The organism is Methylobacterium sp. J-088 (genome assembly GCF_022829295.1).
In the GTDB taxonomy this organism is placed as follows: Bacteria; Pseudomonadota; Alphaproteobacteria; order Rhizobiales; family Beijerinckiaceae; genus Methylobacterium.
Map to the genome: position 1 here is coordinate 1 of NZ_JAKSYH010000147.1, position 25,053 is coordinate 25,053.

Annotated in this window: 25 protein-coding genes and 2 pseudogenes; 11 read left to right on the forward strand and 16 right to left on the reverse strand. The window is 69.6% G+C overall.

What is annotated here, in order from left to right; genetic code table 11:
• Nucleotides 1-120, forward strand: a pseudogene (locus MKK63_RS16605) (IS5/IS1182 family transposase); the annotation flags it as partial.
• Here the strand turns inward: MKK63_RS16605 and MKK63_RS16610 are convergent.
• From MKK63_RS16610 to MKK63_RS16625, 4 genes are all read right to left on the reverse strand, one after another.
• Nucleotides 112-462 (reverse strand): alpha/beta fold hydrolase, encoded by a 351-nt coding sequence (locus MKK63_RS16610; RefSeq protein WP_409564523.1) that lies wholly within the window; start codon nucleotides 460-462, stop codon nucleotides 112-114. The pseudogene MKK63_RS16605 and the gene MKK63_RS16610 sit on opposite strands and share 9 nt — an antisense overlap.
• Nucleotides 463-605: 143 nt before the next feature.
• Nucleotides 606-1,460, reverse strand: a complete 855-nt coding sequence (locus MKK63_RS16615) for an alpha/beta fold hydrolase (protein WP_244003662.1) — start codon at nucleotides 1,458-1,460, stop codon at nucleotides 606-608.
• Between the two features lie 51 nt (nucleotides 1,461-1,511).
• Nucleotides 1,512-2,282: an enoyl-CoA hydratase/isomerase family protein gene (locus MKK63_RS16620; protein WP_244003664.1), complete on the reverse strand. Its 771-nt coding sequence runs from the start codon at nucleotides 2,280-2,282 to the stop codon at nucleotides 1,512-1,514.
• 97 nt (nucleotides 2,283-2,379) lie between these two features.
• Entirely contained in the window at nucleotides 2,380-3,285 is a 906-nt protein-coding gene (locus tag MKK63_RS16625; RefSeq protein ID WP_244003666.1) for a LysR family transcriptional regulator, read from the reverse strand.
• 122 nt (nucleotides 3,286-3,407) lie between these two features.
• On the opposite strand from MKK63_RS16625, the gene MKK63_RS16630 reads away from it, so the two are divergent.
• The 3 genes from MKK63_RS16630 (at nucleotide 3,408) to MKK63_RS16640 (ending at nucleotide 5,570) form a co-directional block, all read left to right on the forward strand.
• On the forward strand, nucleotides 3,408-4,043 hold the full coding sequence (locus MKK63_RS16630; protein ID WP_244003668.1) for a glutathione S-transferase family protein: 636 nt from the start codon (nucleotides 3,408-3,410) through the stop codon (nucleotides 4,041-4,043).
• A gap of 80 nt (nucleotides 4,044-4,123) precedes the next feature.
• Nucleotides 4,124-4,798 carry a peroxiredoxin-like family protein gene (locus MKK63_RS16635; protein ID WP_244003670.1) on the forward strand — a complete coding sequence of 225 codons (675 nt, stop codon included), beginning with the start codon at nucleotides 4,124-4,126 and terminating at the stop codon, nucleotides 4,796-4,798.
• Nucleotides 4,799-4,853: 55 nt separating this feature from the next.
• On the forward strand, nucleotides 4,854-5,570 hold the full coding sequence (locus MKK63_RS16640) for an SDR family oxidoreductase (RefSeq protein WP_244003672.1): 717 nt from the start codon (nucleotides 4,854-4,856) through the stop codon (nucleotides 5,568-5,570).
• Here MKK63_RS16640 and MKK63_RS16645 read toward each other — a convergent pair.
• Complete coding sequence (locus tag MKK63_RS16645) at nucleotides 5,567-6,490, reverse strand: LysR family transcriptional regulator (RefSeq protein WP_244003673.1); 924 nt, start codon at nucleotides 6,488-6,490, stop codon at nucleotides 5,567-5,569. The genes MKK63_RS16640 and MKK63_RS16645 overlap by 4 nt on opposite strands.
• Nucleotides 6,491-6,594: 104 nt before the next feature.
• Here MKK63_RS16645 and MKK63_RS16650 point away from each other — a divergent pair, with 104 nt between their 5' ends.
• The 5 genes from MKK63_RS16650 (at nucleotide 6,595) to MKK63_RS16670 (ending at nucleotide 12,612) form a co-directional block, all read left to right on the forward strand.
• Nucleotides 6,595-7,287 (forward strand): SDR family NAD(P)-dependent oxidoreductase, encoded by a 693-nt coding sequence (locus tag MKK63_RS16650; RefSeq protein ID WP_244003675.1) that lies wholly within the window; start codon nucleotides 6,595-6,597, stop codon nucleotides 7,285-7,287.
• A 31-nt stretch (nucleotides 7,288-7,318) separates the two neighbouring features.
• On the forward strand, nucleotides 7,319-8,092 hold the full coding sequence (locus MKK63_RS16655; protein ID WP_244003677.1) for an SDR family NAD(P)-dependent oxidoreductase: 774 nt from the start codon (nucleotides 7,319-7,321) through the stop codon (nucleotides 8,090-8,092).
• A gap of 55 nt (nucleotides 8,093-8,147) precedes the next feature.
• Nucleotides 8,148-8,927 (forward strand): alpha/beta fold hydrolase, encoded by a 780-nt coding sequence (locus tag MKK63_RS16660; protein WP_244003679.1) that lies wholly within the window; start codon nucleotides 8,148-8,150, stop codon nucleotides 8,925-8,927.
• 569 nt (nucleotides 8,928-9,496) lie between these two features.
• Nucleotides 9,497-11,584 (forward strand): PAS domain-containing sensor histidine kinase, encoded by a 2,088-nt coding sequence (locus tag MKK63_RS16665; protein ID WP_244003681.1) that lies wholly within the window; start codon nucleotides 9,497-9,499, stop codon nucleotides 11,582-11,584.
• Between the two features lie 56 nt (nucleotides 11,585-11,640).
• Nucleotides 11,641-12,612, forward strand: coding sequence for an NADPH:quinone oxidoreductase family protein (locus tag MKK63_RS16670; RefSeq protein ID WP_244003683.1), 972 nt, complete (start codon nucleotides 11,641-11,643; stop codon nucleotides 12,610-12,612).
• Between the two features lie 83 nt (nucleotides 12,613-12,695).
• On the opposite strand, the gene MKK63_RS16675 is transcribed toward MKK63_RS16670, so the two are convergent.
• The 7 genes from MKK63_RS16675 to MKK63_RS16705 all read right to left on the reverse strand — a co-directional run bounded on the left by MKK63_RS16675 (nucleotide 12,696) and on the right by MKK63_RS16705 (nucleotide 21,172).
• Nucleotides 12,696-13,709 (reverse strand): adenosine kinase, encoded by a 1,014-nt coding sequence (locus tag MKK63_RS16675; protein WP_244003685.1) that lies wholly within the window; start codon nucleotides 13,707-13,709, stop codon nucleotides 12,696-12,698.
• Between the two features lie 51 nt (nucleotides 13,710-13,760).
• Nucleotides 13,761-14,321 carry a Uma2 family endonuclease gene (locus MKK63_RS16680; RefSeq protein WP_244003687.1) on the reverse strand — a complete coding sequence of 187 codons (561 nt, stop codon included), beginning with the start codon at nucleotides 14,319-14,321 and terminating at the stop codon, nucleotides 13,761-13,763.
• Between the two features lie 58 nt (nucleotides 14,322-14,379).
• Nucleotides 14,380-15,789 (reverse strand): MFS transporter, encoded by a 1,410-nt coding sequence (locus MKK63_RS16685; RefSeq protein ID WP_244003689.1) that lies wholly within the window; start codon nucleotides 15,787-15,789, stop codon nucleotides 14,380-14,382.
• A gap of 78 nt (nucleotides 15,790-15,867) precedes the next feature.
• Complete coding sequence (locus tag MKK63_RS16690; RefSeq protein ID WP_243924298.1) at nucleotides 15,868-16,797, reverse strand: glutaminase; 930 nt, start codon at nucleotides 16,795-16,797, stop codon at nucleotides 15,868-15,870.
• Between the two features lie 327 nt (nucleotides 16,798-17,124).
• Entirely contained in the window at nucleotides 17,125-18,894 is a 1,770-nt protein-coding gene (locus MKK63_RS16695) for an ABC transporter ATP-binding protein (RefSeq protein WP_244003691.1), read from the reverse strand.
• Nucleotides 18,895-19,097: 203 nt separating this feature from the next.
• Complete coding sequence (locus MKK63_RS16700; RefSeq protein WP_244003693.1) at nucleotides 19,098-20,480, reverse strand: MFS transporter; 1,383 nt, start codon at nucleotides 20,478-20,480, stop codon at nucleotides 19,098-19,100.
• Complete coding sequence (locus MKK63_RS16705; protein WP_244003699.1) at nucleotides 20,477-21,172, reverse strand: PRC-barrel domain-containing protein; 696 nt, start codon at nucleotides 21,170-21,172, stop codon at nucleotides 20,477-20,479. Before MKK63_RS16705 ends, MKK63_RS16700 begins: the two co-directional genes overlap by 4 nt.
• Nucleotides 21,173-21,480: 308 nt before the next feature.
• On the opposite strand from MKK63_RS16705, the gene MKK63_RS16710 reads away from it, so the two are divergent.
• Nucleotides 21,481-21,888 carry a hypothetical protein gene (locus MKK63_RS16710; protein WP_243924303.1) on the forward strand — a complete coding sequence of 136 codons (408 nt, stop codon included), beginning with the start codon at nucleotides 21,481-21,483 and terminating at the stop codon, nucleotides 21,886-21,888.
• A gap of 48 nt (nucleotides 21,889-21,936) precedes the next feature.
• Here the strand turns inward: MKK63_RS16710 and MKK63_RS16715 are convergent.
• The 3 genes and pseudogenes from MKK63_RS16715 to MKK63_RS31715 form a co-directional block, all read right to left on the reverse strand.
• A pseudogene (locus MKK63_RS16715) lies at nucleotides 21,937-22,296 on the reverse strand (PRC-barrel domain-containing protein); the annotation flags it as partial.
• A 96-nt stretch (nucleotides 22,297-22,392) separates the two neighbouring features.
• The gene (locus MKK63_RS16720) at nucleotides 22,393-22,890 is read right to left on the reverse strand and encodes a DUF2721 domain-containing protein (RefSeq protein WP_244003695.1); all 498 of its coding nucleotides are present in this window, start codon (nucleotides 22,888-22,890) and stop codon (nucleotides 22,393-22,395) included.
• Nucleotides 22,891-22,938: 48 nt separating this feature from the next.
• Nucleotides 22,939-23,061: a hypothetical protein gene (locus MKK63_RS31715; RefSeq protein ID WP_267356084.1), complete on the reverse strand. Its 123-nt coding sequence runs from the start codon at nucleotides 23,059-23,061 to the stop codon at nucleotides 22,939-22,941.
• A 253-nt stretch (nucleotides 23,062-23,314) separates the two neighbouring features.
• Between MKK63_RS31715 and MKK63_RS16725 the strand changes: the two genes are divergently transcribed.
• Nucleotides 23,315-23,692: an SWIB/MDM2 domain-containing protein gene (locus MKK63_RS16725; RefSeq protein WP_243924306.1), complete on the forward strand. Its 378-nt coding sequence runs from the start codon at nucleotides 23,315-23,317 to the stop codon at nucleotides 23,690-23,692.
• Nucleotides 23,693-23,913: 221 nt separating this feature from the next.
• Here the strand turns inward: MKK63_RS16725 and MKK63_RS16730 are convergent, their stop codons facing one another.
• A complete protein-coding gene (locus MKK63_RS16730; protein ID WP_244003697.1) occupies nucleotides 23,914-24,711 on the reverse strand; it encodes an SDR family NAD(P)-dependent oxidoreductase in 798 nt (265 codons plus the stop codon).
• Nucleotides 24,712-25,053: the final 342 nt, after the last annotated feature.

Here is a 25,053-nt window from a genome sequence, read left to right on the forward strand (position 1 = left end):
TGGATCAGCCGCAACCGACGCCTCTGGAAGGATCCGGAAGCGACCCTCGCCTCCGCCAGAGCCTTCCTCTACGCCGCAGCCGTCATGATCCTCGTCAGGCGCCTCGCCCGATCAACCTGACTTCTCGGACGGACTCTTAGCGAGATTGTCGAAGGTGTAGGTGTACTGCTCCGGCGACGGCGCATCGCTTTGTCCGAAACCCGGGTAGTCGGGCGCGATCAAATGGTAACGGTCGGCGAGGAGCGGCAGCAGCGGATCCCACTGGCGCGACGACGAAGGGTAGCCATGCAGCAGCAGAACCGCCGGGGCGTCACGCGGACCCGCCTCGCGGTAGAAAACGCCCACTCCGTCGATCTCGGCCCGGTGGTAGGTTGTCGTGGCCGAGACCGAAGGAAGCGGTTGAGGGGTGGCCTGGCCGAGTGACAGGGCTGTCGCGGCTGCGAGGATGGTCTTGGTCGGCACGGCTCTGGCTCCTTGTCGGACAGGATAGGGCCTGGACAAGCCAGGGCGTCCGCGTGGGCGTCGGCGGCCGCCCGGCTGGCAAACCACGGCGCCGGGTATTTGGCCGCCGTGCCCTTCACCTGCGGACGCGTGCGGCCTGCGCGTCATTCGTTCAGGAAACCGGCGATTGCCTCAGCGATGGGTGCAGCATGCGTCTCCAGGGCGAAGTGTCCGGTATCGAGGAAGCGGACCTGCGCATCCGGTAGGTCGCGCCGGAACGCCTCCGCGCCTGCGGGCAGGAAGAACGGATCGTTCCGGCCCCAGATCGCCAACAGCTTCGGCCGATGCTCCCGGAAGTAGGCCTGGAAGGCGGGGTAGAGAGCGACGTTTTTGGCATAGTCGCCGAACAGGTCGAGCTGGATCTCGTCGACCCCGGGACGCTGGATGTACCAAGCGTCGAGGGCACTGCCGTCCGGCGAGACGAGTGAGGTATCGGGCACACCGTGCTCGTACTGCCAACGGATCGAGGTCGGGGTGAGCAGCTCGCGCAGGGCCTCACGGTTGGGCTCGCTCGGGTCGCGCCAGTAGCGCTGGATCGGGTTCCAGCCCTCGCTCAGCCCCTCGTCATAGGCGTTGCCGTTCTGTGAGACGATGGCCGTCACTCGTTCCGGATGCGCCATAGCCACGCGGAAGCCGGTCGGCGCGCCGTAGTCGAAGACGTAGAGCGCGTAGGTGTCCAGGCCGATCACCTCGGTGAAGTGCGTGATCATCTTCGCAAGCGCATCGAAGGTGTAGTTGAAGGCATCCCGCGGCTTGATCTCCGACAGGCCGAAGCCGGGCAGGTCGGGGGCGACGAGGTGAAAGCGGTCTGCCAAGAGCGGGATGAGGTCGCGGAACATGTGCCCGGACGAGGGGAAGCCGTGTAGCAGCAGGAGCGTCGGCCGCTTAGGGTCGCCAGCCTCCCGGTAGAAGATTTCGAAGCCGTCGACATCGACGGTCTGGTAGCGAACTTGGGTCATTGGACTCTCCTTGCGAATGCAACCGGCTATGCAGCAATTGGCGAGTGGCGATCAGGCCTGGGAGGCCATGCTCCGGGCCACGTCGGCGGCGCTGATGCCCTCCAAAGCCAAGCCGTAGCCGGTGCCTTCCTCGACGAGCCGGCGCAGGCGCTGGGTCAATGCCATCCGGGTGTAGCGGCCGGTCAGCGGCGGCAGGGCGGCGATACCGTCGGCGATCTCGTGCGCACGGGCCAGCAACCGATCGCGCGGCACGATCTCGTTGACCACGCCCCAATCCTTGGCCGTCTCGGCGTCCAGCACCTGGCGCGTCAGCAGGAAGTACCGCCCGCGGATCGAGCCGATCACCTCCGGCCACAGAATGTGCACCCCGTCGCCCGGCACGATGCCGAACTCGAAGTGCGGCTTGTCCTGGAACACCGTGTCCGGCGTCGCCAGCACGATGTCGGTCAGGAGGGCGTACTCGCTGTGCAGCAGGACCGGGCCGTTCAGCGCGGTGATCATCGGCACCTCGATGTCGAGGATGTTGCCGAGCACCTTCCGGCCCTCCCGCAGGATCTTGTCGTAGCCCTGGGGGGAGAAGAAGTCGAAGCCCTCGGGGTCGATCGTATCCATGAACGCGTCGCCCGATCCGGTCAGGATCACGGCGCGGTTGTCGCGGTCCTCGCCTATGGCGTGGAACAGGTCGACGAACTGCTCGTGCGTGTGACCGTTGAAAACGAGCTTATGGCCCTCCGTATGCAGCACGACCTCCAGCACGCCGTTCGGCTTGCGGGTCAGGCGAGCATTGGGAAAAGCGTCGCGGTAGGTGTCGAAGCGGGCCATCGGTGCTGTCCTCTTGGTGGCCGGCCCCGGTCGGTCGGCGTGAGAACGAGGTAGCCGGATCGGTCCGGGAGCGGACGACGGCACGTGGCGATAAGGCTTATGCCGCCGGGGAATGGTCAGATCCGCCCTCGCCCATGATCGCTTGGACGAAGCTGGCGAAGAGGCGTGCCTTGGCGCTGGCCATACGGCCCGTCGGAAAGACCGCCCAGAGATCGATAGAAGGCAGCGTCCAGGGAAGCAGAAGCCGCTTCACGCGGCCGCTCGCCAGCTCAGGGGCGAACATCCACTCCGACGTGATCGTGAGGCCGATATCGGACAGGACCGCCGCACGCAGGCCCTCGGCGGCACTGACCCGTACGCGGCCGCGCACCGCGACGGAGATCTCGGTGCCGTCCCGGGTGAAGGACCAGACGTCGGGTAGCTGGCTGTAGATCACCGCCTCGTGCTCCGCGAGTGCTGCAGGGCTCTGGGGCTCACCTGCCTTGGCGAGGTAGCCGGGAGTGGCAAGTACCGAGCGTGCGCCGGTCGTCAGCCTGCGTGCGACGGCAGCCGAATCCGGCAGGGAGCCCATGCGCAGTGACAGATCGATCCCCTCGCTGACGAGGTCGATCACCCGGTCGTCGAGGATGACCTCAATATCGAGGTCTGGGTTCTCGGCGAGGAAGCGGGGCAACATCGGCACGATATGGATCCGCGCGAAGGTGGTCGCCGCCGAGACGCGCAACCGGCCCGAGAGCCCGGCACCTGCGCCGCGAGCGGCGAGTTCGGCCTCGTCCGCCTCCGTGATGGCCGCCCGCGCCCGCTCGTAGAAGCGCAGTCCCGCCTCCGTAGGGCTCAGGCCGTGGGTGGAGCGGATGAGGAGGCTGACCTGCAGCCGGTTCTCCAGCTGCGCGATCGTCTTGGAGACGGCGGGCTGGCCGACGTTCAGGAGCCGGGCGGCGCCAGAGAACGAGCCCGCTTCCACGACCCGCACGAAGGTCGCCATCGCCTGATACCGGTCCACGCCATTCCTCCTTGGAATGAGCGTTATCGCCCCGCGCTGCCTGCCATGTCTATCGGGATGGGGTCATCAATCCGGACATCCCTACCGCGCAATCGCGGCGGTCCCTCCGGAGCATAGCGATCATGTTCGAGGTCTACGCCTTCGCCACGCCCAACAGCGTCAAGGTCCCCATCGCCCTGGAGGAGATCGGCCTCCCGTACGTCCTGCACGGCGTGAACGTCCGCCGGGGCGAGCAGAAGGCTCCCGAATTCGTGGCGCTGAACGCGAACGCGAAGGTACCGGTGCTGGTGGACGCCGCGGCGCCCGGCGGCCGGCTGGTCCTGACGGAGTCGGCCGCGATTCTGGTCTACCTGGCCGAGACGAGCGGTCGGCTCCTACCGACGGACGGCGAAGGGCGGGCGCGCGTGTTCGAGCAACTGTTCTTCCACGCCTCGGGGCTTGGCCCGGCCTTCGGGCAGGCGGGCTTCTTCCAGCGCCAGGCCGCCGAGCCGCAATCGCTGGCCATCGCCCGCTTCTCGGCCGAGGCGAACCGGACGCTGGGCGTGCTCGACGGCATCCTGGCCGAGTGCCCCTTCGTCGCCGGCGATGCCTTCACGGTGGCCGATATCGCCCATTTTGGCTGGCTCTGGCGCCGCGAGTTCGCGGGGGTGGGCTTAGAGGCCACGCCGCATGTCGGCCGCTGGTACGACGCGGTCGCCGCGCGGCCCGCCGTCCGGCGCGCAATCGAGCGGGTGAACGCCCTCGTGCCCCAGGCCTGAGGAGCCGGCCCAAGCCGGACGTCGAGGCGCATCGGGCAACCGCGACGCCTTCCCGACCACCACCCACGAGGAGCGGACCCATGACCCTTCAATCCAAGCTCGATGCGTTCAAGGCCGACTTCGAGGCCGGCAAGCCCCCCTACAACGTGCCCCCCTCGGTCATCGCGACGATGCACCGAGCCACAGCTGAACTGATCGCCTCCGGGGCCGCGACCCGTACCCTGAGGGCCGGCGACCGGGCCCCGGCGTTCACGCTGCGGGATTCGGACGGACAGCCCGTCTCGTCCGCCGACCTGCTGGCGCGCGGATCGATCGTGATCAGCTTCTACCGGGGCGTCTGGTGCCCCTACTGCAACATGGAGCTCCAGGCGCTCCAGGAGGCGCTGCCGAGCTTCAACCAGCTTGAAGCGAGCCTACTCGCCATCTCGCCGCAAACGGCGGCCAACAGCCGGAAGTCGGTCCGCCAGAACTCCCTCGGCTTCCCGATCCTGTCGGACCCGCACAACGACGTCGCCGCCGCGTTCGGCCTGCGCTTCGCGCTGCCCAATTACCTCGTCGACCTCTACAAGAGCCTGAGGAACGACCTGCCGTCCTTCAACGGCGACCCGAGCTGGACCCTGCCGATGCCCGGCCGCTTCGTCGTCGGGCAGGACGGCGTAATCCTCTACGCCGAGGTGAACCCCGACTACACCCGCCGCCCCGAGCCCGAGGACATGCTGCCGGCGCTCCGCCGCGCCGCCTCCGTTCCCGCCTGACCGAACACGGCGCCTGGACCGCGTCGGCTGCCGCGCAGCTAGAAGGAGATCCAGGATGTCCCGTACCTTTCTCGTGACCGGTGCCAGCAAGGGCATCGGGCTGGCGCTGGCCCACCGTCTCGCTGAGGACGGCCACCGCGTCGTCGGACTTGCCCGCGGCGGCCTCGACGGCTTCCCCGGCACGCTCGTGCCGATCGACCTCGGCAACGGCGAGGCCACCGCCGCGGTCCTCGCGGACCTGAGTGGGCGCTTCGCCTTCGACGGCGTGGTCAACAACGTCGGCCTGGTGCGACCGCAGCGGCTCGGGGCGGTGGAGATCCCCGCGTTGGACGAGGTCCTGCGCGTCAACCTCCATCCGGCGGTCCAGGCCGTGCAGGCGATCCTGCCGGGAATGCAACAGCGCGGCTGGGGCCGGGTCGTCAACATCGCCAGCCTGACCGTGCTCGGCAGCGTCGAGCGCACGGCCTACGCGGCCGCGAAGGCGGCGCTCGTCAGCTTCACCCGCTCCTGGGCGCTCGAACTCGCCGCGACCGGGATCACCGTGAACGCGGTGGCGCCGGGCCCGACCGAGACCGAACTGTTCCGGGGCAACAACCCGCCGGGCAGCGAGGGCGAGCGGCGCTACCTCGCTGGGGTGCCGATGGGGCGCTTCGGCCGGCCGGAGGAGATCGCCGCCGCCATCGCGTTCCTGCTGTCGGACGGGGCGGCGTTCATGACGGGGCAGACGCTCTACGTAGATGGAGGTGCCTCCGTCGGCAGGGCGCCCGTCTAGCCCTGGCCCGCGTGCTCGGCGAGCAATGCCACGCAGAACTCGGTGAACGCCCTGACCTTCGCGGTCCTGTGCCGGCTCGTCGGGTAGATGGCGTGGAGCGGAAAGCGTTCGTCAGGCCAGTCGGGTAGGAGCACTTCGAGCTCGCCGGAGCGTCTCAGACCCGCGCTGCCCAGGGCCATCACCTGCGCGATCCCCAAGCCGGCGACGCAGGCGCGGAGCATGGCGTCGACGTCGGAGACCATGAGCCGCGACGGCACGGCGACCGGGACGAGCTCGGGGCCGCGTCGGAACTCCCAGGCGAACGGCCTGCCCGTGGTCGGGTCCCGGTAGTCGATGCACTCATGGTTCCGGAGGTTTGACGGGTGCCCGGGCCGCCCGTGCTCGGCCAGGTATGCCGGGGAGGCCACCGTCAGGATGCGGGTGTCCAACAGCTTGCGGACCGTGAAGCTGCCGACCGGCGGGTCCCCGAACCGCAGGGCCATGTCGAAGCCGTCCGCGACGAGGTCGCCGACATGGTCGCGCATCACGAGTTCGAGCCTGAGCTCGCGGTAGGTGGAGAGAAAGCCGGAGAGACGGTCGGCGAGCACGAGACGCGAGACGAATGGGTCGACGTTGACCCGCAGCCGTCCGCGGACGCGCTCAGCCGAGCCGGCCGCCTCGACGGCGGCCTGGGAAATGCCGTCGATCAGCGGCCCGACCCGTTCCCAGAAGCGGCGCCCCTCGTCGGTGAGACGAAGCGAGCGGGTGGTGCGGTCGAGCAGACGCACCCCGATGCGGGTCTCAAGGCGTTGCACGGCCCTGCCGACGCCGGACGGGGTCAACGACAACGCCTCCGCGGCCCGGGTGATCGAGCCCGCCTCGACGACGGCCATCAACACCGTCACGCCGGCCAACAGCCGTCCATCGTAATGTGTGGCCATTCCGGACCTATGGTCAGGAAGGTTGTGACAGATCGGCGCTCCGATCCCAAGCGACGTCGGCGCATGATCACGCTCGACGAGACGAATGCATGGGAAAGACGGAGATGGATCAGGACCGGACGGTTTTGGTGGTTGGCGCCTCGCGCGGCCTGGGTCTGGCCCTGGCAACGGAGTGGTGCGGTCGTGGCTGGCACGTCGTGGCGACGGTCCGAACCCCCTCGAAACAGTTGGAGGCGTTGCGAAGCCGTTATCCCGGTCGCCTTGGGATCGAGACGGCGGACATCCTCGATCCCGGTAGCATCGAGGCCCTTCGCGGGCGGCTCGACGGGCGGCGCATCGACGTCCTATTCATCAACGCCGGCATCGCCCGCTCAATCGAGGCGCCACCCGCGACGCTTCCCGAAACCGATTTCGTGGACATGATGCGGACCAACGCACTCGCTCCGGTGCGGGCCATCGAGGTTTTGGAAGGCTTGGTCAGCGCCGACGGCGTGGTGGCGGTGATGAGCTCGGAGCTCGGCAGCATCGCGCAGAACGACAATCCCCAATGGCAGGGTTATGCGGCCAGCAAGGCCGCCCTGAACATGCTGATGAAGGGCTATTCCACCCGCCATCCAGGCGATCCCCGGGCGTTGCTGCTGCTGGCGCCCGGATGGATTAGGACCGAGATGGGTGGCAACGACGCCGCGCTGTCGGTCGAGGAAAGCATCCCGCACGTCGTCGACACCGTCGATGCCAACCGTGACAGGCCGGGTCTGCGCTACCTCGACCGGTTCAACACGACACTGCCTTGGTAAGGCCTCCGACGGACGCTGGGGAGATTTCGAAATGGCCCGCATCCTGATCACCGGCTCGTCGGACGGCCTCGGCCTCATGGCAGGGCGTCTGCTCGCCCGGAACGGGCACGGGGTGACCCTCCACGCCCGGGACGGGGCGCGCGCGGATGCCACGCGCCGGGCGCTGCCCGAGGCGCAGGGCATGGTGGTCGGCGACGTTGTCACCCTCGCCGGGATGCACGCCGTGGCGGAGCAGGCGAACGAGACGGGCCGCTTCGACGCCGTGATCCACAACGTCGGGATCGGCTACCGCGAGCCCCGCCGGATAGCGACCGAGGACGGGCTGTCCCACGTGTTCGCGGTCAACGTGCTCGCACCCTATCTCCTCACCGCCTTGATCGAACGTCCGGGTCGGCTCGTCTATGTCAGTTCCGGCATGCATCCGGGCGGACGGCCGGACATGGACGACCTGCAGTGGGAGATGCGGCGCTGGAGCGGGGCCCAGGCCTATGCCGAGAGCAAGTTCCTCGACGTGCTGCTGGCCTTCGGGATCGCCCGACGATGGCCGGACGTGCTGTCGAACGCCCTGGAGCCGGGTTGGGTGCCGACCCGGATGGGCGGTCCGGGTGCGCCGGACGACTTAGCCGCCGCGCCCGTCACGCAAGCGTGGCTCGCCACCAGCGACGACCCGCTCGCCCGCTCGACCGGCCGTTACTTCTACCACGAGGCCTTGCGCGAGCCGCACCCGGACACGCGGGACGAGGCCACCCAGGAGGCGCTGTTGAACGCATGTGCCCGGCTCTCGGGCGTAACGCTCGCACGCTGACCTTTGAACAGACGTGAGTTCCGCGGTTCCCGAACCCGGACGGAGACATGCAAACATGATGACCCGACGAGACCTGAGCCTCTCGCTCGCCGCAGGCGCCGCGGCGGCGCTGCTCCCCGGAACGGCGGTCGCGCAGGACCTGCCGCGGGCACGCAATGTCGTGCTCGTCCACGGCCTCTTCGCCGACGGGTCGTGCTGGTCCGAGGTAATCCCGAAGCTGCAGGCGGTAGGCCTCGACGTCACCTCGGTGCAGAACCCACTGACCACCTTAGAGGAGTCGGTCGCCTCCACGAAGCGGGTCCTGGCGCGCCAGGAGGGACCGACGGTCCTGGTCGGCCACTCGTTCTCCGGCATGATCGTGACCGAGGCCGGCGTCGACCCGAAGGTGTCCGCCCTGGTCTACGTCGCCGCCCGGGCGCCGGATGCGGGAGAGGACTACACGGCGCTGGCAAAGACCTACCCGACGCCACCCGCCTCGGCCGGCATCGTGTTCGACGGCGACGAGGGGCGCCTGAGCGAGGCGGCTTTCCTGAAAGACTTCGCGGGCGACCTCCCGGCGGACAAGGCCCGGGTGCTGTTCGCGGTCCAGCAACCGTTCCACAAGGCGTTGCTGGCGGGAAAGACCACCCAGGCAGCTTGGCGGTCGAAGCCGAGCTTCTACGCGGTGTCGACCGAGGACCGGACCATCGACCCGGACCTCGAACGGTTCATGGCCAAGCGCATGAATGCGAGGACGCTTGAGCTCAAGGCCAGCCACCTGTCCCTGATCTCGCAGCCGCAGGCCGTCGCCGATCTCATCCTGGAGGCCGCAGGTCACGGGCATGGGCACCCCTAGGCCCGGGGGGGCGGGCTGAGCCACGATACCGCCGACATCCTTGGGCTGGTTCACGTTTCGCCGGCGTGTCCCTGTCGTCGACCTGAGCCGGGGGGCAGTGGCAAGAAGGCGGGCGACGTGTACGCCATACCTACCGACGCCCTCCGGGGTGTCCGGAACGGTCCCACGGCCCTTGGTGCGAGCGGACATTCGAATAGGCAGGTCGGAAGGTACGCTACGAATCAATTTAGGCCTTGAATCGAGCCCACGCCTACGTCCGCTTTTGAGCGGCCATAATAGTAGTCTGTACGGCTGGGTCGGGTCGCGAGCAGTCATCGCATGCTTGATCTCATTGGGTTCAGTCTCTGGGAAGCTGGCTGGATCGAAGCTGCGCCCGACCGTCTAAGCCAGCGGAGCGAAGCCATCCGGTCGGCGCAACGCTCACGAATGTCCCGCTCCCCTGGGCTGCCTCGCTCCACTCGCAAAGACGGCGCTCTGCAACGGCGTCATTGAACCGCGAGCGGCATCTTGGAGATGCCGCCAAAGGCAGTCATACGCCATACGCCCATGACGTATATCGTTCTGATCCAGTGACCGACCCCCTCGCCTTCCTCGCCGGCGGCGGCGAAGCCGCGCGCATGATCCGCGTGCGCGACTGGACCGGCCACCCCCTCGGCCCCCCGGAAACGTGGCCGGCGGAGTTCCGCGCCGCGCTCTCCCTCGTGCTCAACTCGCCGGAATCGATGATCCTGGCCTGGGGGCCCGATCTCCACTTCTTCTTCAACGACACCTACTTTCCGCTGCTGGGGCCGCGCCTGCCCTGGGCCATGGGGGCGCGGTTCGACGAAGTCTGGGCCGATGCCTGGGATCAGGCCAAGCCGATCATCGACGCCGCCCTGGCGGGCCGGCCGGAGCGCTTCGTCGATCTGCCCTGGCAGCTCGACACCGACCGCGGCGCCCGGGAGACGTGGTGGAGTTTTTCGTATTCCCGTGTCCTCGATGCCGCGGGCGATGTGGCCGGGCTGTTCATCCTCACCAGCGAGACCACGGGCCGCGTGCTGGCCGATGCCGCCCTCACCGAGAGCCGCGCCCAGCTGGAGGCCGCGCTCACGGAGCTGGGCCGCCTCAACGCCACCCTGGCCCAGCAGGTCGCGGACCGGACCGCCGACCGCAACGCCCTGTGGACGCTCTCCACCGACATGATGCTGCGCACCGCGTTCGACGGGACCATGCTGGCGGTGAACCCGGCCTGGACCGAGGTGCTGGGCTGGCAGGCGGACGAACTCGTCGGCCTCAACCTGATGAGCCTCGTCCATCCGGACGATCTCGACCGGACCGTCGCGGGGGGGCAGCAACTCGCGTCGGGCGAGCGCCTCGCGCGCTTCGACAACCGCTACCGCCACCGGGACGGCAGCTACCGCTGGATCAGCTGGTCGGCCCGGCCGGGGGAGGGGATGATCAACGCGGTCGGCCGCGACTTCACCGCCGAGCGCGCGCGCACCGAAGCCCTGGCGGCCGCCGAGGAAGCCCTGCGCCAGGCACAGAAGATGGAGGCGGTCGGCCAGCTCACCGGCGGCCTCGCGCACGATTTCAACAACCTGCTCGCCGGCATCTCCGGCTCGCTGGAGCTGATCCAGACCCGGCTCGCCCAGGGCCGGATGATGGATGTCGACCGCTACATCAATGCCGCCCAGGGCGCGGCCCGGCGCGCCGCCGCCCTGACGCACCGGCTGCTGGCCTTCTCGCGCCGCCAGACCCTCGATCCGAAGCCGACCGACGTGAACCGGCTGGTCGCCGGCCTGGAGGAGCTGATCCGCCGCACCGTGGGCCCCGCCATCGCGGTCGAGGTGATCGGCGCGCCGGGCTTGTGGCCGGCTTTGGTCGATCCGCCGCAGCTCGAGAACGCGCTGCTCAACCTGTGCATCAACGCCCGGGACGCGATGCCCGAGGGTGGGCGGATCACCATCGAGACCGCCAATGCGTGGCTGGACGCGGACGCCGCCCGGCACCACGACATGCCGCCGGGGCCGTACCTGTCCCTCTGTGTCGCCGACACCGGCACCGGCATGCCGCCCGCGATCATCGCGCGGGTGTTCGAGCCGTTCTTCACCACCAAGCCGCTGGGGCAGGGGACCGGGCTCGGCCTGTCGATGATCTACGGCTTCGCCCAGCAATCGGGCGGACAGGTGCGGATCGAGTCCGAGGTCGGCCGGGGCACCAATGTCTGCCTCCACCTGCCCCGCCACGGCGGCGCGGTGCCCGAGGAGGATCCGCGCGCCGCGCCCGGCGCCCCGCCCCGGGCCGCCCCGGGGGAGACCGTGCTGGTGGTCGATGACGAGCCGACCGTGCGGATGCTGGTGACCGAGGTTCTGGAGGATCTCGGCTACACCGCGATCGAGGCGGCGGACGGCGTCGCCGGGCTCAAGGTGCTGCGATCGGATGTGCGCATCGACCTGCTGGTCACCGATGTCGGGCTGCCCGGCGGGATGAACGGCCGCCAGATGGCCGAGGCCGGACGGGAGACGCGCCCGGGGCTCAAGGTGCTGTTCATCACCGGCTACGCGGACGCGACGGTGCTGGGCCATGGCCAGCTCAGCCCCGGCATGCAGGTGATCACCAAGCCGTTCGTGGTCGAGGTGCTGGGCGCCCGCATCCGGGAGATGATCGGGACGGCTTGACCGCATGGCCGGTCCGGTCCTGAACAGGACCAACCATCACGGGAGGACGAGACGCCATGAAGGCGCTGCTGTGCACGCGGCTCGACGGGCCGGACCATCTTGAGATCGCGGAGCGGCCCGATCCGGTCCCGGGGCCGGGACAGGCCCTGGTGCGGATCCGGCTGGCGGCGCTCAACTTCTTCGACACGCTGATCACGGCCGGGCGCTATCAGGTGAAGCCGCCGCTGCCGTTCTCGCCGGGGGGCGAGGGAATCGGCGTGGTCGAGGCGCTGGGGGAGGGCGCGTCAGGCGTCGCCGTGGGCGACCGGGTGATCGTCCATGCCGGGCACGGCTGCTGCGCCGAAAAAATCGCCATCGCTGCAAGCCGGCTCACGCCGGTGCCCGACGCGGTGCCGGACGAGCAGGCGGCCGGGCTCACCATCACGTACGGCACGTCGCTCCATGCGCTGGCCAACCGGGCGCGGCTCCAGCCCGGCGAGTGGCTGGCGGTGCTCGGCGCCTCCGGGGGCGTCGGCCTCGCCGCGGTGGAACTCGGCCGGCTGATGGGCGCCCGGGTGATCGCCTGCGCCTCCTCCGAGGAGAAGCTCGCGGTCGCCCGCGCCCACGGGGCCGAGGCGGGTCTGGTCTACGATCCCGCCACGCTCAAGGACGAGCTGCGCCGGATCTCCGGGGGCGGGGTCGATGTGGTCTACGACGCGGTCGGCGATGCCTACGCGGAGCCGGCCCTGCGGGCGCTCGGCTGGCGCGGGCGCTACCTCGTGATCGGCTTCGCCGCCGGCGCCATTCCGCGGCTACCGCTGAACCTGATGCTCCTGAAGGAACTCGACGTGCAGGGCGTCCACTGGGGCGCCTTCCTCGACCGTGAGCCGGAGGCCCACCGGGCCGACCAGCGCCGGCTGCTCGACTGGGTCGCCGAGGGCAAGCTCACCGCGCAGGTGCACGGCACCTACCCCCTGGCGGCGTTTCCGGAGGCGTTCGGCCTGCTGACCCGCCGGGCGGCGGTGGGCAAGGTGCTGCTGCGGCCCTGAGCGGCAAACCAAAGGGCAGGCCGCGCAGGGGGCCGGCGAGGTCACACGTTGCCTCGCCGACCGTGCGGGCGGCCCGGGCGGGCTCAGAGCAGCCCGCGCGCCTTGGCGAGGCCGACGAGATCGGTCTGCGGGCGGGCGCCGATGTGCTGGATCACCTCGGCGGCCGCCAGCGTGCCGAGCCGGGCGCTGGCGACGTTGTCGAGGCCGCGGGCGTGGCCGGCGAGGAAGCCGGCGGCGAACAGGTCGCCCGCCCCGGTCGTGTCCACCACGGCATGGACCGGGCTCGCCTCGACGGCGCGGACTTCGCCGCCGTGGATCACCAGGGCGCCCTCGGCCGAGCGCGTGACGAGGCCGAGCAGGTGCCGGCCGCGGGCGTTGCGCTCGTCGCGGAGTGCCGCCACGGCGGCCTCGGCATCGTCGGTCTGGTAGAGGCTCTGGAGCTCGCCCATGTTGGCGAACAGGATGTCGATGCTGCCATCGCGGATCAGGCCCAGGAACTCGTCCCGGTAGCGGCCGACGCAGAAGGCATCCGACAGGGTCAGCGCCACGGCGTTGCCGGCCTGGTGGGCGATCTGGGCGGCCTTGCGGAACGCGTCCTTGGCGGCCGGCGGATCCCACAGGTAGCCTTCGAGGTAGACGACCCGGGCGGACTTCACCAGCGCGTCGTCGACATCCTCGGGCGAGAGCCCCTGGCAGGCGCCGAGATAGGTGCTCATGGTGCGCTCGCCGTCCGGCGTCACCAGGATCAGGCAGCGGGCGGTCGCCGCGCCTTCGGTCGCCGGCGGAACCGTGAAGCCGACGCCGGTGGCCTTCAGGTCGTGGCCGAACAGGACGCCCAGCTCGTCGTCACGTACCTTGCCGACGAAGCCGGTCTTGGCGCCGAGCAGCGCCGCGCCCACGGCGGTGTTCGCCCCGGAGCCGCCCGACACGATCGTGGTCTGCCCCATGGCCTGGAACAGCGACTCGGCACGGGGCTCGTCGATGAGCTGCATGGCGCCCTTGGTGACGCCCTGCGCGGTGAGGAACGGCTCATCCGCGCGGGCGATCACGTCGACGATCGCGTTGCCGAGTACGAGGAGATCGAGGGAGGCTGTCATCGGGCGTCCTGTTTCGGGTTCGCGCCGCTGTGGCATCCGCCCCGGATCGGATCAAGCCGCGGGATCTGCTGGGGGCGGGAGATCGGCGAACAGTTCGGCGACCGACAGGGTCAGGCCGGGCGGGGTCAGGTCCAGCGTTCCCTCGCTGGAGATGCGGGTCACGATGAGCCCATCGGCACCACGTCGATGGTGGATGACCAAGCGCTTGACCGGATCGATCATCAGGTAGTGGGCCACGCTCGCGAGACTGAAATATCGCGCCAGTTTGAAGCCTGCATCGACTGAGCGCGTACCCGGTGACTGCACTTCAACGACGATCACGGGATCGGGCACCTCGATGGCCTCAACATCCATCCGTGGCCCACAATACACGAGGGCATCGGGCTCAAACGTCGTTGTTGCGTCGATGCGGACCGTCATGCCGTCGGGCATCATGTGGCAGCGGCAGCCAGTTCCGGCAGTCGTGATCGCCCGTTTCAATGCCGTTTGCGTCGCATACTTCACCAAAGCATGTCCGGCCCGTTCCGGCGCCATTGCGAAGACCTCGCCGTCGACCAACTCGAAGCGTCCCGGCTGGCCTTCGGCCCAGGCCAGGAATGTGTCGACGTCCATCCGCTGGTTCGGCAGTGCGACCATGCGGTCAGCATAACACGATTCGAACCGGCAGACGTCAGCCCTCGATCTTCTCCAGCGCCACGTCCCGCGTCCGGGGCCCGAGAAGGCCGACCAGCAGGCCCGCGACCAGCATCGCCGCCGAGATGAACAGGAACACCCCCGGCGTTCCGGTTTCGCGCAGCACGAAGGCGATGACGAAGCCGGTAAAAATCGCCGAGAACCGGCTCCAGGAATACACGAAGCCCACCGCCCGGGCGCGGATGCCGGTCGGGAACAGCTCGGCCTGATAGGCGTGGAAGCTGTACGACATCACGTTGGAGGCGAGCGTCAGGCCGATCCCGAGCGCCACGATGGCGGTGACATCCGTCGTTCGTGCGAAGGTCAGACCGCAGGCGATGTAGACGAGTGCCGCGGCCACGATGACGTGCTTGCGTTCGAACCGGTCGGCGATGAGGAGCCCGATCAGCGGCCCGACCGGGGCGGCGAGCGCGATCAGCGCCGTGTAGGCGAGGCTCGACGTCACCGTGATGCCCTGCGCCACCAGCAGCGTCGGCACCCAGTTGGCGAAGCCGTAGAAGCCCACCGTCTGGAACACGTTGAAACCGGCCATCATCAGCGCGCGGCGGCGGTAGGGTGGGACCCAGAGGTCGCGGAACGCGCCACGCGGCTGGATCGGCTCCGGCGCGGCGGGGGGCGGCAGCGGTCGCCCGGTCTCGGCCGCCGCCTGCATTTCGAGCCGGTGCAGGATTGCGTCCGCCTCCGCGAGCCGCCCGTGCTCCACGAGCCAGCGCGGGCTCTCCGGCAGGCCCGCGCGCAGCCACCAGACCACAAGCGCCGCCGAGGCGCCGATCAGCACGACCCAGCGCCAGCCGTCGATGCCCAAAGGTGCCGTTGGGATCAGCAGGTACGACAGGAACGCCACCACCGGGACGGCGGTGAAGCCGATGCCCTGGCATAGGGCGAAGGCACGGCCGCGGATCGCCTTCGGCACGAGTTCCGAAAGGTAGCTGCCGATCGTCACCATCTCCAGCCCGAGGCCGATGCCCGCGATCAGCCGCCAGAGATTGAGGCCGAAGGCGTCGGTCTGGCAGGCCATCACGACGTTCGCCGCCGTGTAGGCCAGCAGCGATCCCGTGAAGATCGCCCGGCGCCCGAACCGGTCGGCGAGCCAGCCGCACAGCAGGGTGCCGATGAACAGGCCGGTGAACAGGGCCGCCACGAAGCTCGCGACGCCGCTCGCCCCGAACAGGCCAGGCGTCGTCGGGGTCAGGATCCCGGCTTTGACGAGGCCCGGGGCCACGTAGCCGGTAAACAGGAGGTCGTAGAGTTCGAAGAAGAAGCCGAGCCCCAGCAGCACGACCAGACGCCACAGCGCGCGCGTGGCGGGCAGGCGGTCCAGGCGGGCCAGGATGGCGCCGGGGTCGAGGGGTTCGGCCGGGCTGCGGTCCGCCGTGATCGTCGCCATGGTGCCGCGTTGTCCCTCAGGCGCCGGATCGGTGCCCCGGCGCAGTGCCGTGGAACCCGGCGCCGTGCAAGCAGGCCGTCACGCCCCGAACACCGACCAGCCCATGCGCTGCGTCAGGCGTTCGAGCGCGACCCGGCCGAGATGCGAATTGCCGGCGGCATCGAGGCCCGGCGCCCAGACCGCGATCGAGGCTTTTCCGGGCGCCACCGCCAGGATGCCACCGCCGACACCGCTCTTGCCCGGCAGGCCGACCCGGTAGGCGAACTCGCCCGAGCCGTCGTAGTGGCCGCAGGTCAGCATGATCGCGTTGATGCGGCGCGCCCGCTCGGCCGAGACCACCGAGTAGCCGGTCGAAGGGGTGCGGCCGTTATGGGCCAGGAACCGCCCGGCCGTGGCGAGCTGCCGGCAGGTCATCGCGATGGCGCAGTGATGGAAGTAGACGCCGAGCGTGTAGTCGACCGGATTGTCGATGACCCCGAAGGATTTCATGTAGTTGGCGAGCGCGGTGTTGCGGAAGCCCGTGCGCTTCTCCGAGGCCGCCACCGCCTCGTCGATGGTGATGCTGGAATCCTGGGCCAGGAACTGCATGAAGCGCAGGATCTCGCCCAGAGCCTCGCGGGGCGCGTGGCCGGAGAGGATCACGTCGGTCACCGCGATGGCGCCGGCATTGATGAACGGATTGCGCGGCACGCCCCGTTCCCGCTCCAGCTGGACGATGGAGTTGAACGGGTTGCCGGACGGCTCGCGGCCGACCCGCTTCCACAGCCGGTCGCCGACCATGCCGAGGGCCAGGGTCAGTGTGAAGACCTTCGAGACGCTCTGGATCGAGAACGGGGTCTCGCTGTCGCCCCCGGCGAAGACCTGCCCCTCTGCGTCGATCACCACGATGCCGAATTGGTTCGGATCGACGTGAGCCAGTTCGGGGATGTAGTCGGCGACCGCGCCCCGGTCGGAGCGCTGGGCCATCTCCTCGGAGATCTCCCGGATGACGAGGGCGAGGTCGGGCACGGGCGGGCTCGGGGGATCGGGATGCCGCGGCCGCGGGCCGATCCGCGACGGCGCGGACAATGCAAGGTCCGGTCCGTGACGCTCTACCAGCGGGGCTGGAGCGTGGGAACCGCGCCGTTGCGGGCTACGATATTCACAGGTCGTGGTTCGATGCGTTCGACGGCTGCAGAACAATCCGGGTCGAAGGCCAACGCGCTCTCCCTCCCCCGCAAGGGGGGGAGGGAAACGCGCGGAGCTGCTTTCGCCTCTCCAAGAGAGATGTGTGCATCCGGTGGCTTCGCGGGGGAGGGAGGGTGCGTGGGCAATCGGCTCGGTCGATCCGCACGTTCAGGCGGCGGCGAGCGCCATCGCCATCGATTCCTTCTTCATCAGCTCGCGGAAGAAGCCGTCGAGATGGGTCAGCTTGTCGGGCGACCCGTCCTGGGCGATACGGCCGCCATCCAGCACCACGATCCGGTCGAAATCCTGCAGCGTCGAGAGACGGTGGGCGATGGCGATCACGGTCCGGCCCTTCATCAGGTTCGCCAGCGCGTGCCGGATCGCCTGCTCGGACTCGGCGTCCAGCGCCGAGGTCGCCTCGTCGAGGAGCAGGATCGGCGAGTTCTTGAGGATCGCCCGCGCGATGGCGATGCGCTGGCGCTGTCCACCCGAGAGCTTCACGCCCCGGTCGCCCACGATCGTGTCGAACCCCTCCGGCAGGGACTTGATGAAATCGGTGCAATGAGCTGCCTCGGCCGCTTGCCAGACATCCTCGTCGGTGGCGTCCGGCCGGCCGTAGCGAATGTTCTCGCGCAAGCTGCGGTGAAACATGGAGACGTCCTGCGGCACCACCGTGATCGCCTCGCGCAGCGATTCCTGCGTCACCCGCTGGACATCCTGACCGTTGATCCGGATCGCGCCGCTCTGCACGTCGTAAAAGCGCTGGAGCAGTGAGAACAGGGTCGACTTTCCGCCGCCCGACCGGCCCACGAGGCCCACCCGCTGGCCGGGCTCGATCGTCAGATCGAAATCCGTGAAGACGGGACGTCCATCCGGGTAGTTGAAGGCGACGTGGTCGAACGCGATCTTCGCGCCCTGGCCGCTGAGCGGCTGCGCCTCCGGGTGATCCACGAGGTCGTGCGGCTGGAGCAGCGTGTGCAACGCCTCCGACAGGCGGGCGGTATGCTGCGTGGCATCGACCAGCGCGACCGCGAGGTCGCGGGTGGCGGCGAGGATGCGGATGCCCAGCGTGCAGACCAGCACGACCTGGCCGTTGGTCGCCTCCTTGGCCTCCCACATCTGGATTGCCCAGTAGAGCAGGCCGAAGACCGCGAGCACGGTCAGCACCGCGTGCACGATGCGCAGCTTCTCGAGGTAGAGGAGCGACGAGCGGCGGGCCCGCATCTCGGTGCCGATGGTGCCCTCGAAGCGCTGACCCTCGCGCTTGAACGCCGAGAAGGCGCGCACGAGCGACATGTTGCCGACGAGATCGACCATCTCGCCATCGACGGAGGCGGCCTTGGCGGCGAAGTCGTGGTGCAGCGGCTTGCCGGCCGCGGCCATCTTGAACATCAGCAGGACAACCGCGGCGAAGACGCCGGCCAGGATCGCCGCCATGGTGGTGTTGACGGTCGCGATGAAGGTGATCGACAGGAAGGCCGCGACGGTCGGCGGCATCACGTTGAACACGAACATGTTCTCGACCGTGAAGATCGCGTTCGAGGTCGCCGTGATGCGGGACGCCAGGGTGCCGGGCTGGCGGTCCGAGAAGAAGGTCGGCGAATGCCCGGTCATGTGCCGGAACAGGTCGCGCCGGATGTCGCCGGTCACGCCCACGAAGGTAAAGGCGCCGGTCAGCGCAGCGACGCGCCAGAGCATGTTGTCGGCGGCGATGAAGGCGATCAGGACCGTGAGGGCGCTCCAGACCGCGGTGTTGCCCGGACCGGGGCCCTTGGTCAGCGCGTCGACCACGCCCTTGAGGGCGTAATCCGTGGACACCGAGAAGCCGACCGCGCCGAGCACGGAGATCAGGATGACCACGTGCGGCAGCCAGCGGCGGCGGAGATACCGTCCGACGAAGGCGAAGGGCCTCTCGGCGTATCGGTGCAGCTCTTCCATCGCGGTGACCATTCCGTATTCGCGCGGCTCTGGCTAACGGGCAAGGCGGAGTGCAGCGCGGGCGCAGTCTGACCCGCGACGGCAACGCGAGAGCGTTGCCATATGTTGCACCGGTCCGCACCTCCCGTGCGCTTTTATCCGTCAAATCTGAACACCGCTTGAGCGGTGTGGAAACACGCAAGCGAATCCGATGCCGAAGCTTCTCAGGCCACGCGCTCGGCGGCCTGGGCGTCGGATTGGCGGGTTTCGGGCATGATCAGCGCCACCAGCATGAAGGCCGCGAAGCCCACGCAGGCGAGCCCCAGGAAGGCGCTGTGGCTGCCCAGGCGGTCGGCCATCACCCCGGCCAGCGAGGTCGAGAGGGCGGCGCCGATGCCCATCGCGGTGCCGACCGCGCCGAGGGCGAGGTTGAACCGCCCGGACCCGCGGGTGAGGTCCGAGACGATGAGCGGCACCATCACGCCCAGCACGGAGGCCGAGATCCCGTCGAGCACCTGGATGGCGACGAGGCCGTAGGGGTTGGTGGTGTAGGCGAGCATCAGGCCGCGCACCGGCAGCGCGCCGAAGCCGAACAGCAGGACCGGGTAGCGGCCGAACCGCTGGGCCGCGCGCCCGACCGCGGGGGCGCTGACCGCCAGCACCGCCTGCGGGACCATGATGCAGGCCGCGACCAGCGCGGTTGCGGTCTCGCTCGCCCGCAGGGTGAGGACGCTGCCGACCAGCGGCAGCATCGCCGCGTTGGCGAGGAAGAACAGAACCATGCAGGCCGAGAAGCACAGGAGCCCCCGGTTGGTCAGGAGGCTGCGGATCCCGTCCTGCCCGGCCGTCTGCGGCGCCTGCGGGCTCGACGGCTCCTTGAACACGCCGGAATCGATGTCCCGGGCGCGGATGCGCGTCAGCGCGATCACCGTCGGAATGCCGAGCGCTGCCGTCAGGTAGAACACCGCGCCGTTCGACAGGTAGTAGCCGATGGCGCCCATCCCGGCGGCGCCGAGGGCGTTGCCCAGCGCCGCGAAGCTGGCGTTGCGGCCGAGGCGCTCGCCGGCGTGCGCGCGCCCGACGAGGCCGATGCTGATCGCCGCGATGGCCGGCGTCAGCACGCAGCTCGCCGCCGAATGCGCCGCCATGGCCAGCAGGACCACCGGGAAGCTCGGCCAGATTGCCAGCGCGAAGGCGCTGCCCGCGATGCCGATCACCGCCACCGAAGCGGCGAAGCGCTTCGAGCGGACCACGTCGACGAAGGCCCCGCCCGGCACCTGACCCAGCAGGGCGACGAGGCTGCCGACGGTGAGCGCGAAACCGATGTCGGACTGGGTCCACTTGGCCTGCGAGAAGTAGACGGCCAGGAACGGCCCGAACCCGGTCTGCAGGTTGGCGACGAAGAACGCGAAGGCGTCGAGGCCGTAGCGGCTCGCCGACGAGATCCGGCGTTCGCCGACGGAGGCGCCGGCTGCCGGGGCCGGCTCGCGCGGCATCTCCATCCCCTGATCCTTCAGGCGCACGGCCCGCGCGCGGACATCCTGCCGGGGCACGTCGCGCTCGCGGGGGGTAACGGCGGTGCGAACCTTCAATCGGGCCACCGTCATTTGTCCGGCGCCTTGTCGGGTGCGGCGGTGGGCGGGGTCTGGCCGGTGGCGGCGGGGGGAGCCGGTGATGCAGCCGGAGGCGCAGGGCTGGCCGCAGGAGCCGATGTCGGGGCGGGGGCAGCGGCGGGCGCAGCCGCCTGATCGCCCTCGGTCGACGGAGCGGCGGGGCTCGCGGGGCCCAGCACCACGATCGGCTCACCCGACTTGTACTCGGGGGACACGCGGACCTGGTTGCGGGTCAGCGCCACCGACAGCTTGCGCTCCTTGCCGCCCTCCGACGAGAAGCGCAGGGCGCGCCAGTCGACGGCGATCTTGCGGGTCCCGACTCCCAGGAAGCCGCCGAAATCGATGATCGCGGCCCGCGGGTGCCCGTCCTTGTCGATGATGATGTCGATGACCCGTCCCAACTCGTCGCCCTGGGCGCTGCGCACGCTGCGGCCGAGCAGGCTTTCGTAGTCCTGGGTGTCGAGCACGGTGGCGGGCGTGCCCTGCTGCGGTTGCGCAGTCGGCGGCGCGGCCGTCACGGCCGGCGGTGGTGGCGCCGGGGCGGTCGCGCCCGGGGCCGCCGGAGACGCCGGATTCGCCACGGGGGGCTGCGGCGAGGCTTGGCCGGACGCGCCGTCGCTTCCGCTCGCCTGGACCTGCGCCGCGGCTCCCGACGCCCAGAGGGCGAGCGTCACGACCGCGATCATCCGGTTGGTTCTGAACACGCTACGTCCTCTGAGGAAGGGCCGGGCCGAGCCGGCACGCCGGCGCGACCACAGCCATGTCGGCCGGGTCCCGGCCGGCCGCCGAAAGGTCTGCCCCTGCGGACGGTCGTCGTGCCGCAGGACCTGGGCGAAGTTATGGACCCCGGCGGCCGCGCCGCAAGGTTCGCGCCGGCCCCGCGCCGCGGCCTCTTGCGCGGGCGTCTGGTTTTCGCCGCATCCTGAGCGTAGACAACCGCCGATAAGTCACGCGAGCCGCGGACATCACCGCGGCCTTTTTCGAGGACCACACGATGCCGACCCTCTCCCCGTCGCGGTGCTCCGCCCTGCGCGGCCTCGCGCTCGGCGCGGCGCTTGCCGCCCTCATGGCCGGCTGCCAGGCGCTCGGAGGCGGAGGGGGCGTGATGCCGGCCTCCGATGTCGGGCTTCCGCCCTCCATGCGCGACGCGCTGCCGAACCGGCAGGCCCGCAACGCCGCGGTGGATGCCGACGGCCAGCCGCTCCAGACCGCGCCGACGCGGCAGATTGCGATCCCCAAGACCGCCGGCAGCGCGACGCGCTCCGCGGATGCGGGCGACCGGCGCATCCGGCGCGAGGATCTCGATGGCGGCAACGGCGCGGTCGGATCCGGCACCGGCAGCGGCTCCGTGGGGCCGACGATGGCGCCGGGCGGCAGCGTCGGCCTCGGCGGGAAGTTCTGAGCGACCTGACCCGCCCGCGGCGGATGGCCGGGTCGTCCTGCCGTCCTATCCAACCCCTTGTGTCGGCGCGCCCGCAAGGACGCCCGGCTCGATGTCGACCACGTAGCCGCCGAGGTCCGTGCTGTAGCTGAGCGCGTTCCAGGGCAGGGGGTGATGGGTCTCGCCGAGGCCCAGGAACCCGCCGAAGGCCAGCACCACGTAGGCGACCTGTCCGGAAACCTTGTCCACCATGATGGTGTGGATCGCGCCGAGATGGCGGCCGGTCCGATCGTAGACGTCGGTCCCCTCGACCTTGTGCGAGCCGATCAGACGAGGGCTCTCGTCGATGGCGATGCCCTCGCCGGCGGGGTCGAGTTCGAGGGTTCCTGGCTTTCTCACGGCGCGTTCGGTGGGCAGGTCCGTCGGCATGATCACTCCCTGTCGGCGGATGCGGGACGATCCGCATTCCGTGGGTCCTGCGAACCAAGCGGGACGCGACAGACCGGTTCCACGCGCCCGGCCTGCTCAGGGATCCGCCGCCATGCCGGCCTGGGCGCGCCGCTCGTTGACCCGGTCCCGGACCGCGCGGCTGGCCAGCAGCATCTCGAAGCCGAAGGCGACGAGGGCGCACAGCGTGCACAGGATCGCCACGCCGAATAGCCCGAACAGCAGCGTCGCCACCGTCGCGTCGCGGAGCGCCCCGACGAACAGCGTCAGCACCGAGCCGCAGGTTGCGACACCGCCGAGGGCGGCCAGGAACACGGCGGCGTCGAGGGCGAGCGAGCGTCGGTGCAGCCGGTCGAGCCGCCGGCCCAGGCGAAGGCGCTCCGCATCCGCCGCCTCGGCGAGTTGCCCGGAGATATGGTCGGCCTGATCCGCCACACGGGCCAGCCGGGCGCCGAAGACGTTCAGCAACGTCGCGATACCGGACAGGAGGAAGACCGGGCTCAGCGCGACCTGGACGACGTGAGCCGTGCTTTCCAGGGTCGTGGCCAGGGTCGTGGGGATGAGCGGGTCGGTCATGCCGCCGGGCAGATGGGCCGGCTGGCCCGCCGGGGCAATCCCGACGGCTCAGACCAGGCCGCGGCCCGGTTCCGTGCCGGAGGTCGCCGGCTCGGCGCGGATGCCGATCCCGAGCGCCGTGACGAGCCCGGCGGCGAGCAGCAGTGCGAGGGTGAGGGCCGGAGCGAACATGCAAGCACTTCAGCGGCAAGATTGTTAAGAACAGGTTTCGCGTGGGCCGGATCGGTGAATCATCTTCTCGCGGACCGGATCGGGGCCGTCGGGTGTGGATTTCCGTGCGTGCCTTGTGGATGAGGGGCGCGTGAAGGCGATTTCCCCTTGGATTCCCCTTGGAACGGCAGCGGTACCGGTTAGTTGCTGCTATGCTGTCTCGGCCGTGGGGCGATTATGCCCCGGCCTGCGGCCCGAGAACCGGAGGAAGTTAATGGCCACTAAGACCGAGAAGGCTGCGCCGAAGGCGGCCAAGACCACCAAGACTGCTGACAAGGAGGCTCCTGCCAAGGCCGCTCCGGCGAAGGCTGCCAAGCCCACCGCGACCAAGGCCGCCGCCGGCGCCAAGCCGAACGCCCTGCAGCAGCCGCTGAAGCCCTCTGCCGATCTCGGCGCGATCGTCGGCACCAACCCGCTCCCGCGCGGCGAGGTGGTCAGCAAGGTGTGGGAATACATCAAGAAGCACAACCTGCAGAATCCCGAAAACAAGCGCGAGATCTTGGCCGACGACAAGCTGAAGAAGGTCTTCGGCAAGGACAAGTGCTCGATGTTCGAGATGAACAAACACCTCGCTGCGCATCTGAAGGCCTGATCGCTCCCTAGAGCCAAGCCCGGCCCAAGGTCCGGACTATCGGCTCTAGGAGCATCGCAGGACGACAACGTGCTACTCAGGCGCCCGCTGGCCCTCGGGTGACGACGACGCCTGTGCGCGATCCAGATAGCGAACGTCCGTTCGGTATCGAGGCGCGTCGCCCCTGGCCGGATAGGGCGGTTTGGCGTTTGGGACGACTGGGCGCCGCTGAGCGCGGTCGCCTAGGCGATGCCTTGCAGGACCCCGCCGTCGACGCGCAACGCGGCACCCGTGGTGGCGCTCGCCGCGGGGCTGCACAGATAAGCGACGAGGTTCGCCACCTCCTCCACCCGCGCGAGGCGCTGGATCAGCGAGGACGGGCGGTGCTCGGCGACGAAGGCGCGGCCCATGGCGTCGAGATCGGCATCGGCCTTGCCGCCGGCCATCTGGGTCATGAATTCAGCCACGCCCTCCGAGAGCGTGGGTCCCGGCAGGACGCTGTTGACCGTCACGCCGCTGCCCGCGACCGTCTGGGCGAGTCCTCGGGAAATCGCCAACTGCGCGGTCTTGGTCATCCCGTAGTGGACCATCTCGGTCGGGGTGTTCACGCCGGACTCGCTGGAGATGAAGATCACCCGGCCCCAGCCGCGCTCGGCCATGCCGGGCGTGTAGGCCCGCGACAGGCGCACGCCGCTCATGACGTTGACGTCGAAGAAGCGCTGCCAGTCGGCATCCGGGATCTCGAAGAACGGCTTCGGCTCGAAGATCCCGGTGTTGTTGACCAGGATGTCGACCGCAGGGAGCGCGCTAACCAGAGCGGAGACGCCCTCCGCGGTGGCGACATCGCCCGGCGCCGCGAAGGCGCGGCCGGATTTCGCCTCGCCCCGGAGCTTGGCCAGCGTCGCCTCGACCCGCTCGGGGGTGCGGCCATTGATGCCGACCTCGGCGCCGAGATCGCAGAGTTCCTTGGCGATGGCGTAGCCGATGCCGGCGGTCGAGCCGGTGATCAGGGCCTTCCGGCCGGTGAGGTCGAGATCCATGGTGGTCTCCTGGGGTGCGATGCAGCGTCAACGCTCGAGCACGGCGCGGGTCACATGTCGGGATCGGCTTGGGCCGTGCCCGATCGCGTTGCACACGGTACACGACACGCGTCTGCCAACACGGGTGGCAAGCGCGACATGCTCCCTTTCCCGTGCGGGAGAGGGTTTGGGTGAGGGTCGAGAAAGTTCAGGATCCCGCGCACCTTCAAGGCGCTGACAGGGTGCGCCTCTTCCGGAAAGTTCTCATTCCTCACCCTGTCCCTCTCCCGCACGGGAGAGGGGACCCGAGCCCTAATCGGCGACGGTGGTGTCACTTTCGTGTACCGTGCGCGTGGCAATCGG

What these genes read in the sequence shown, in the direction of transcription:
- MKK63_RS16660 (WP_244003679.1), top strand. Translation starts at nt 8,148, where the DNA reads ATGATGACCCGACGAGACCTGAGCCTCTCGCTCGCCGCAGGCGCCGCG.
- MKK63_RS16685 (WP_244003689.1), bottom strand. Translation starts at nt 15,789, where the DNA reads ATGGCGACGATCACGGCGGACCGCAGCCCGGCCGAACCCCTCGACCCC.
- MKK63_RS16705 (WP_244003699.1), bottom strand. Translation starts at nt 21,172, where the DNA reads ATGATCGCGGTCGTGACGCTCGCCCTCTGGGCGTCGGGAGCCGCGGCG.
- MKK63_RS16620 (WP_244003664.1), bottom strand. Translation starts at nt 2,282, where the DNA reads ATGGCCCGCTTCGACACCTACCGCGACGCTTTTCCCAATGCTCGCCTG.
- MKK63_RS16730 (WP_244003697.1), bottom strand. Translation starts at nt 24,711, where the DNA reads ATGGATCTCGACCTCACCGGCCGGAAGGCCCTGATCACCGGCTCGACC.
- MKK63_RS16670 (WP_244003683.1), top strand. Translation starts at nt 11,641, where the DNA reads ATGAAGGCGCTGCTGTGCACGCGGCTCGACGGGCCGGACCATCTTGAG.
- MKK63_RS31715 (WP_267356084.1), bottom strand. Translation starts at nt 23,061, where the DNA reads ATGTTCGCTCCGGCCCTCACCCTCGCACTGCTGCTCGCCGCCGGGCTC.
- MKK63_RS16710 (WP_243924303.1), top strand. Translation starts at nt 21,481, where the DNA reads ATGCCGACCCTCTCCCCGTCGCGGTGCTCCGCCCTGCGCGGCCTCGCG.
- MKK63_RS16695 (WP_244003691.1), bottom strand. Translation starts at nt 18,894, where the DNA reads ATGGAAGAGCTGCACCGATACGCCGAGAGGCCCTTCGCCTTCGTCGGA.
- MKK63_RS16640 (WP_244003672.1), top strand. Translation starts at nt 4,854, where the DNA reads ATGTCCCGTACCTTTCTCGTGACCGGTGCCAGCAAGGGCATCGGGCTG.
- MKK63_RS16655 (WP_244003677.1), top strand. Translation starts at nt 7,319, where the DNA reads ATGGCCCGCATCCTGATCACCGGCTCGTCGGACGGCCTCGGCCTCATG.
- MKK63_RS16630 (WP_244003668.1), top strand. Translation starts at nt 3,408, where the DNA reads ATGTTCGAGGTCTACGCCTTCGCCACGCCCAACAGCGTCAAGGTCCCC.
- MKK63_RS16675 (WP_244003685.1), bottom strand. Translation starts at nt 13,709, where the DNA reads ATGACAGCCTCCCTCGATCTCCTCGTACTCGGCAACGCGATCGTCGAC.
- MKK63_RS16645 (WP_244003673.1), bottom strand. Translation starts at nt 6,490, where the DNA reads ATGGCCACACATTACGATGGACGGCTGTTGGCCGGCGTGACGGTGTTG.
- MKK63_RS16680 (WP_244003687.1), bottom strand. Translation starts at nt 14,321, where the DNA reads ATGGACGTCGACACATTCCTGGCCTGGGCCGAAGGCCAGCCGGGACGC.
- MKK63_RS16720 (WP_244003695.1), bottom strand. Translation starts at nt 22,890, where the DNA reads ATGACCGACCCGCTCATCCCCACGACCCTGGCCACGACCCTGGAAAGC.
- MKK63_RS16615 (WP_244003662.1), bottom strand. Translation starts at nt 1,460, where the DNA reads ATGACCCAAGTTCGCTACCAGACCGTCGATGTCGACGGCTTCGAAATC.
- MKK63_RS16700 (WP_244003693.1), bottom strand. Translation starts at nt 20,480, where the DNA reads ATGACGGTGGCCCGATTGAAGGTTCGCACCGCCGTTACCCCCCGCGAG.
- MKK63_RS16650 (WP_244003675.1), top strand. Translation starts at nt 6,595, where the DNA reads ATGGATCAGGACCGGACGGTTTTGGTGGTTGGCGCCTCGCGCGGCCTG.
- MKK63_RS16725 (WP_243924306.1), top strand. Translation starts at nt 23,315, where the DNA reads ATGGCCACTAAGACCGAGAAGGCTGCGCCGAAGGCGGCCAAGACCACC.
- MKK63_RS16635 (WP_244003670.1), top strand. Translation starts at nt 4,124, where the DNA reads ATGACCCTTCAATCCAAGCTCGATGCGTTCAAGGCCGACTTCGAGGCC.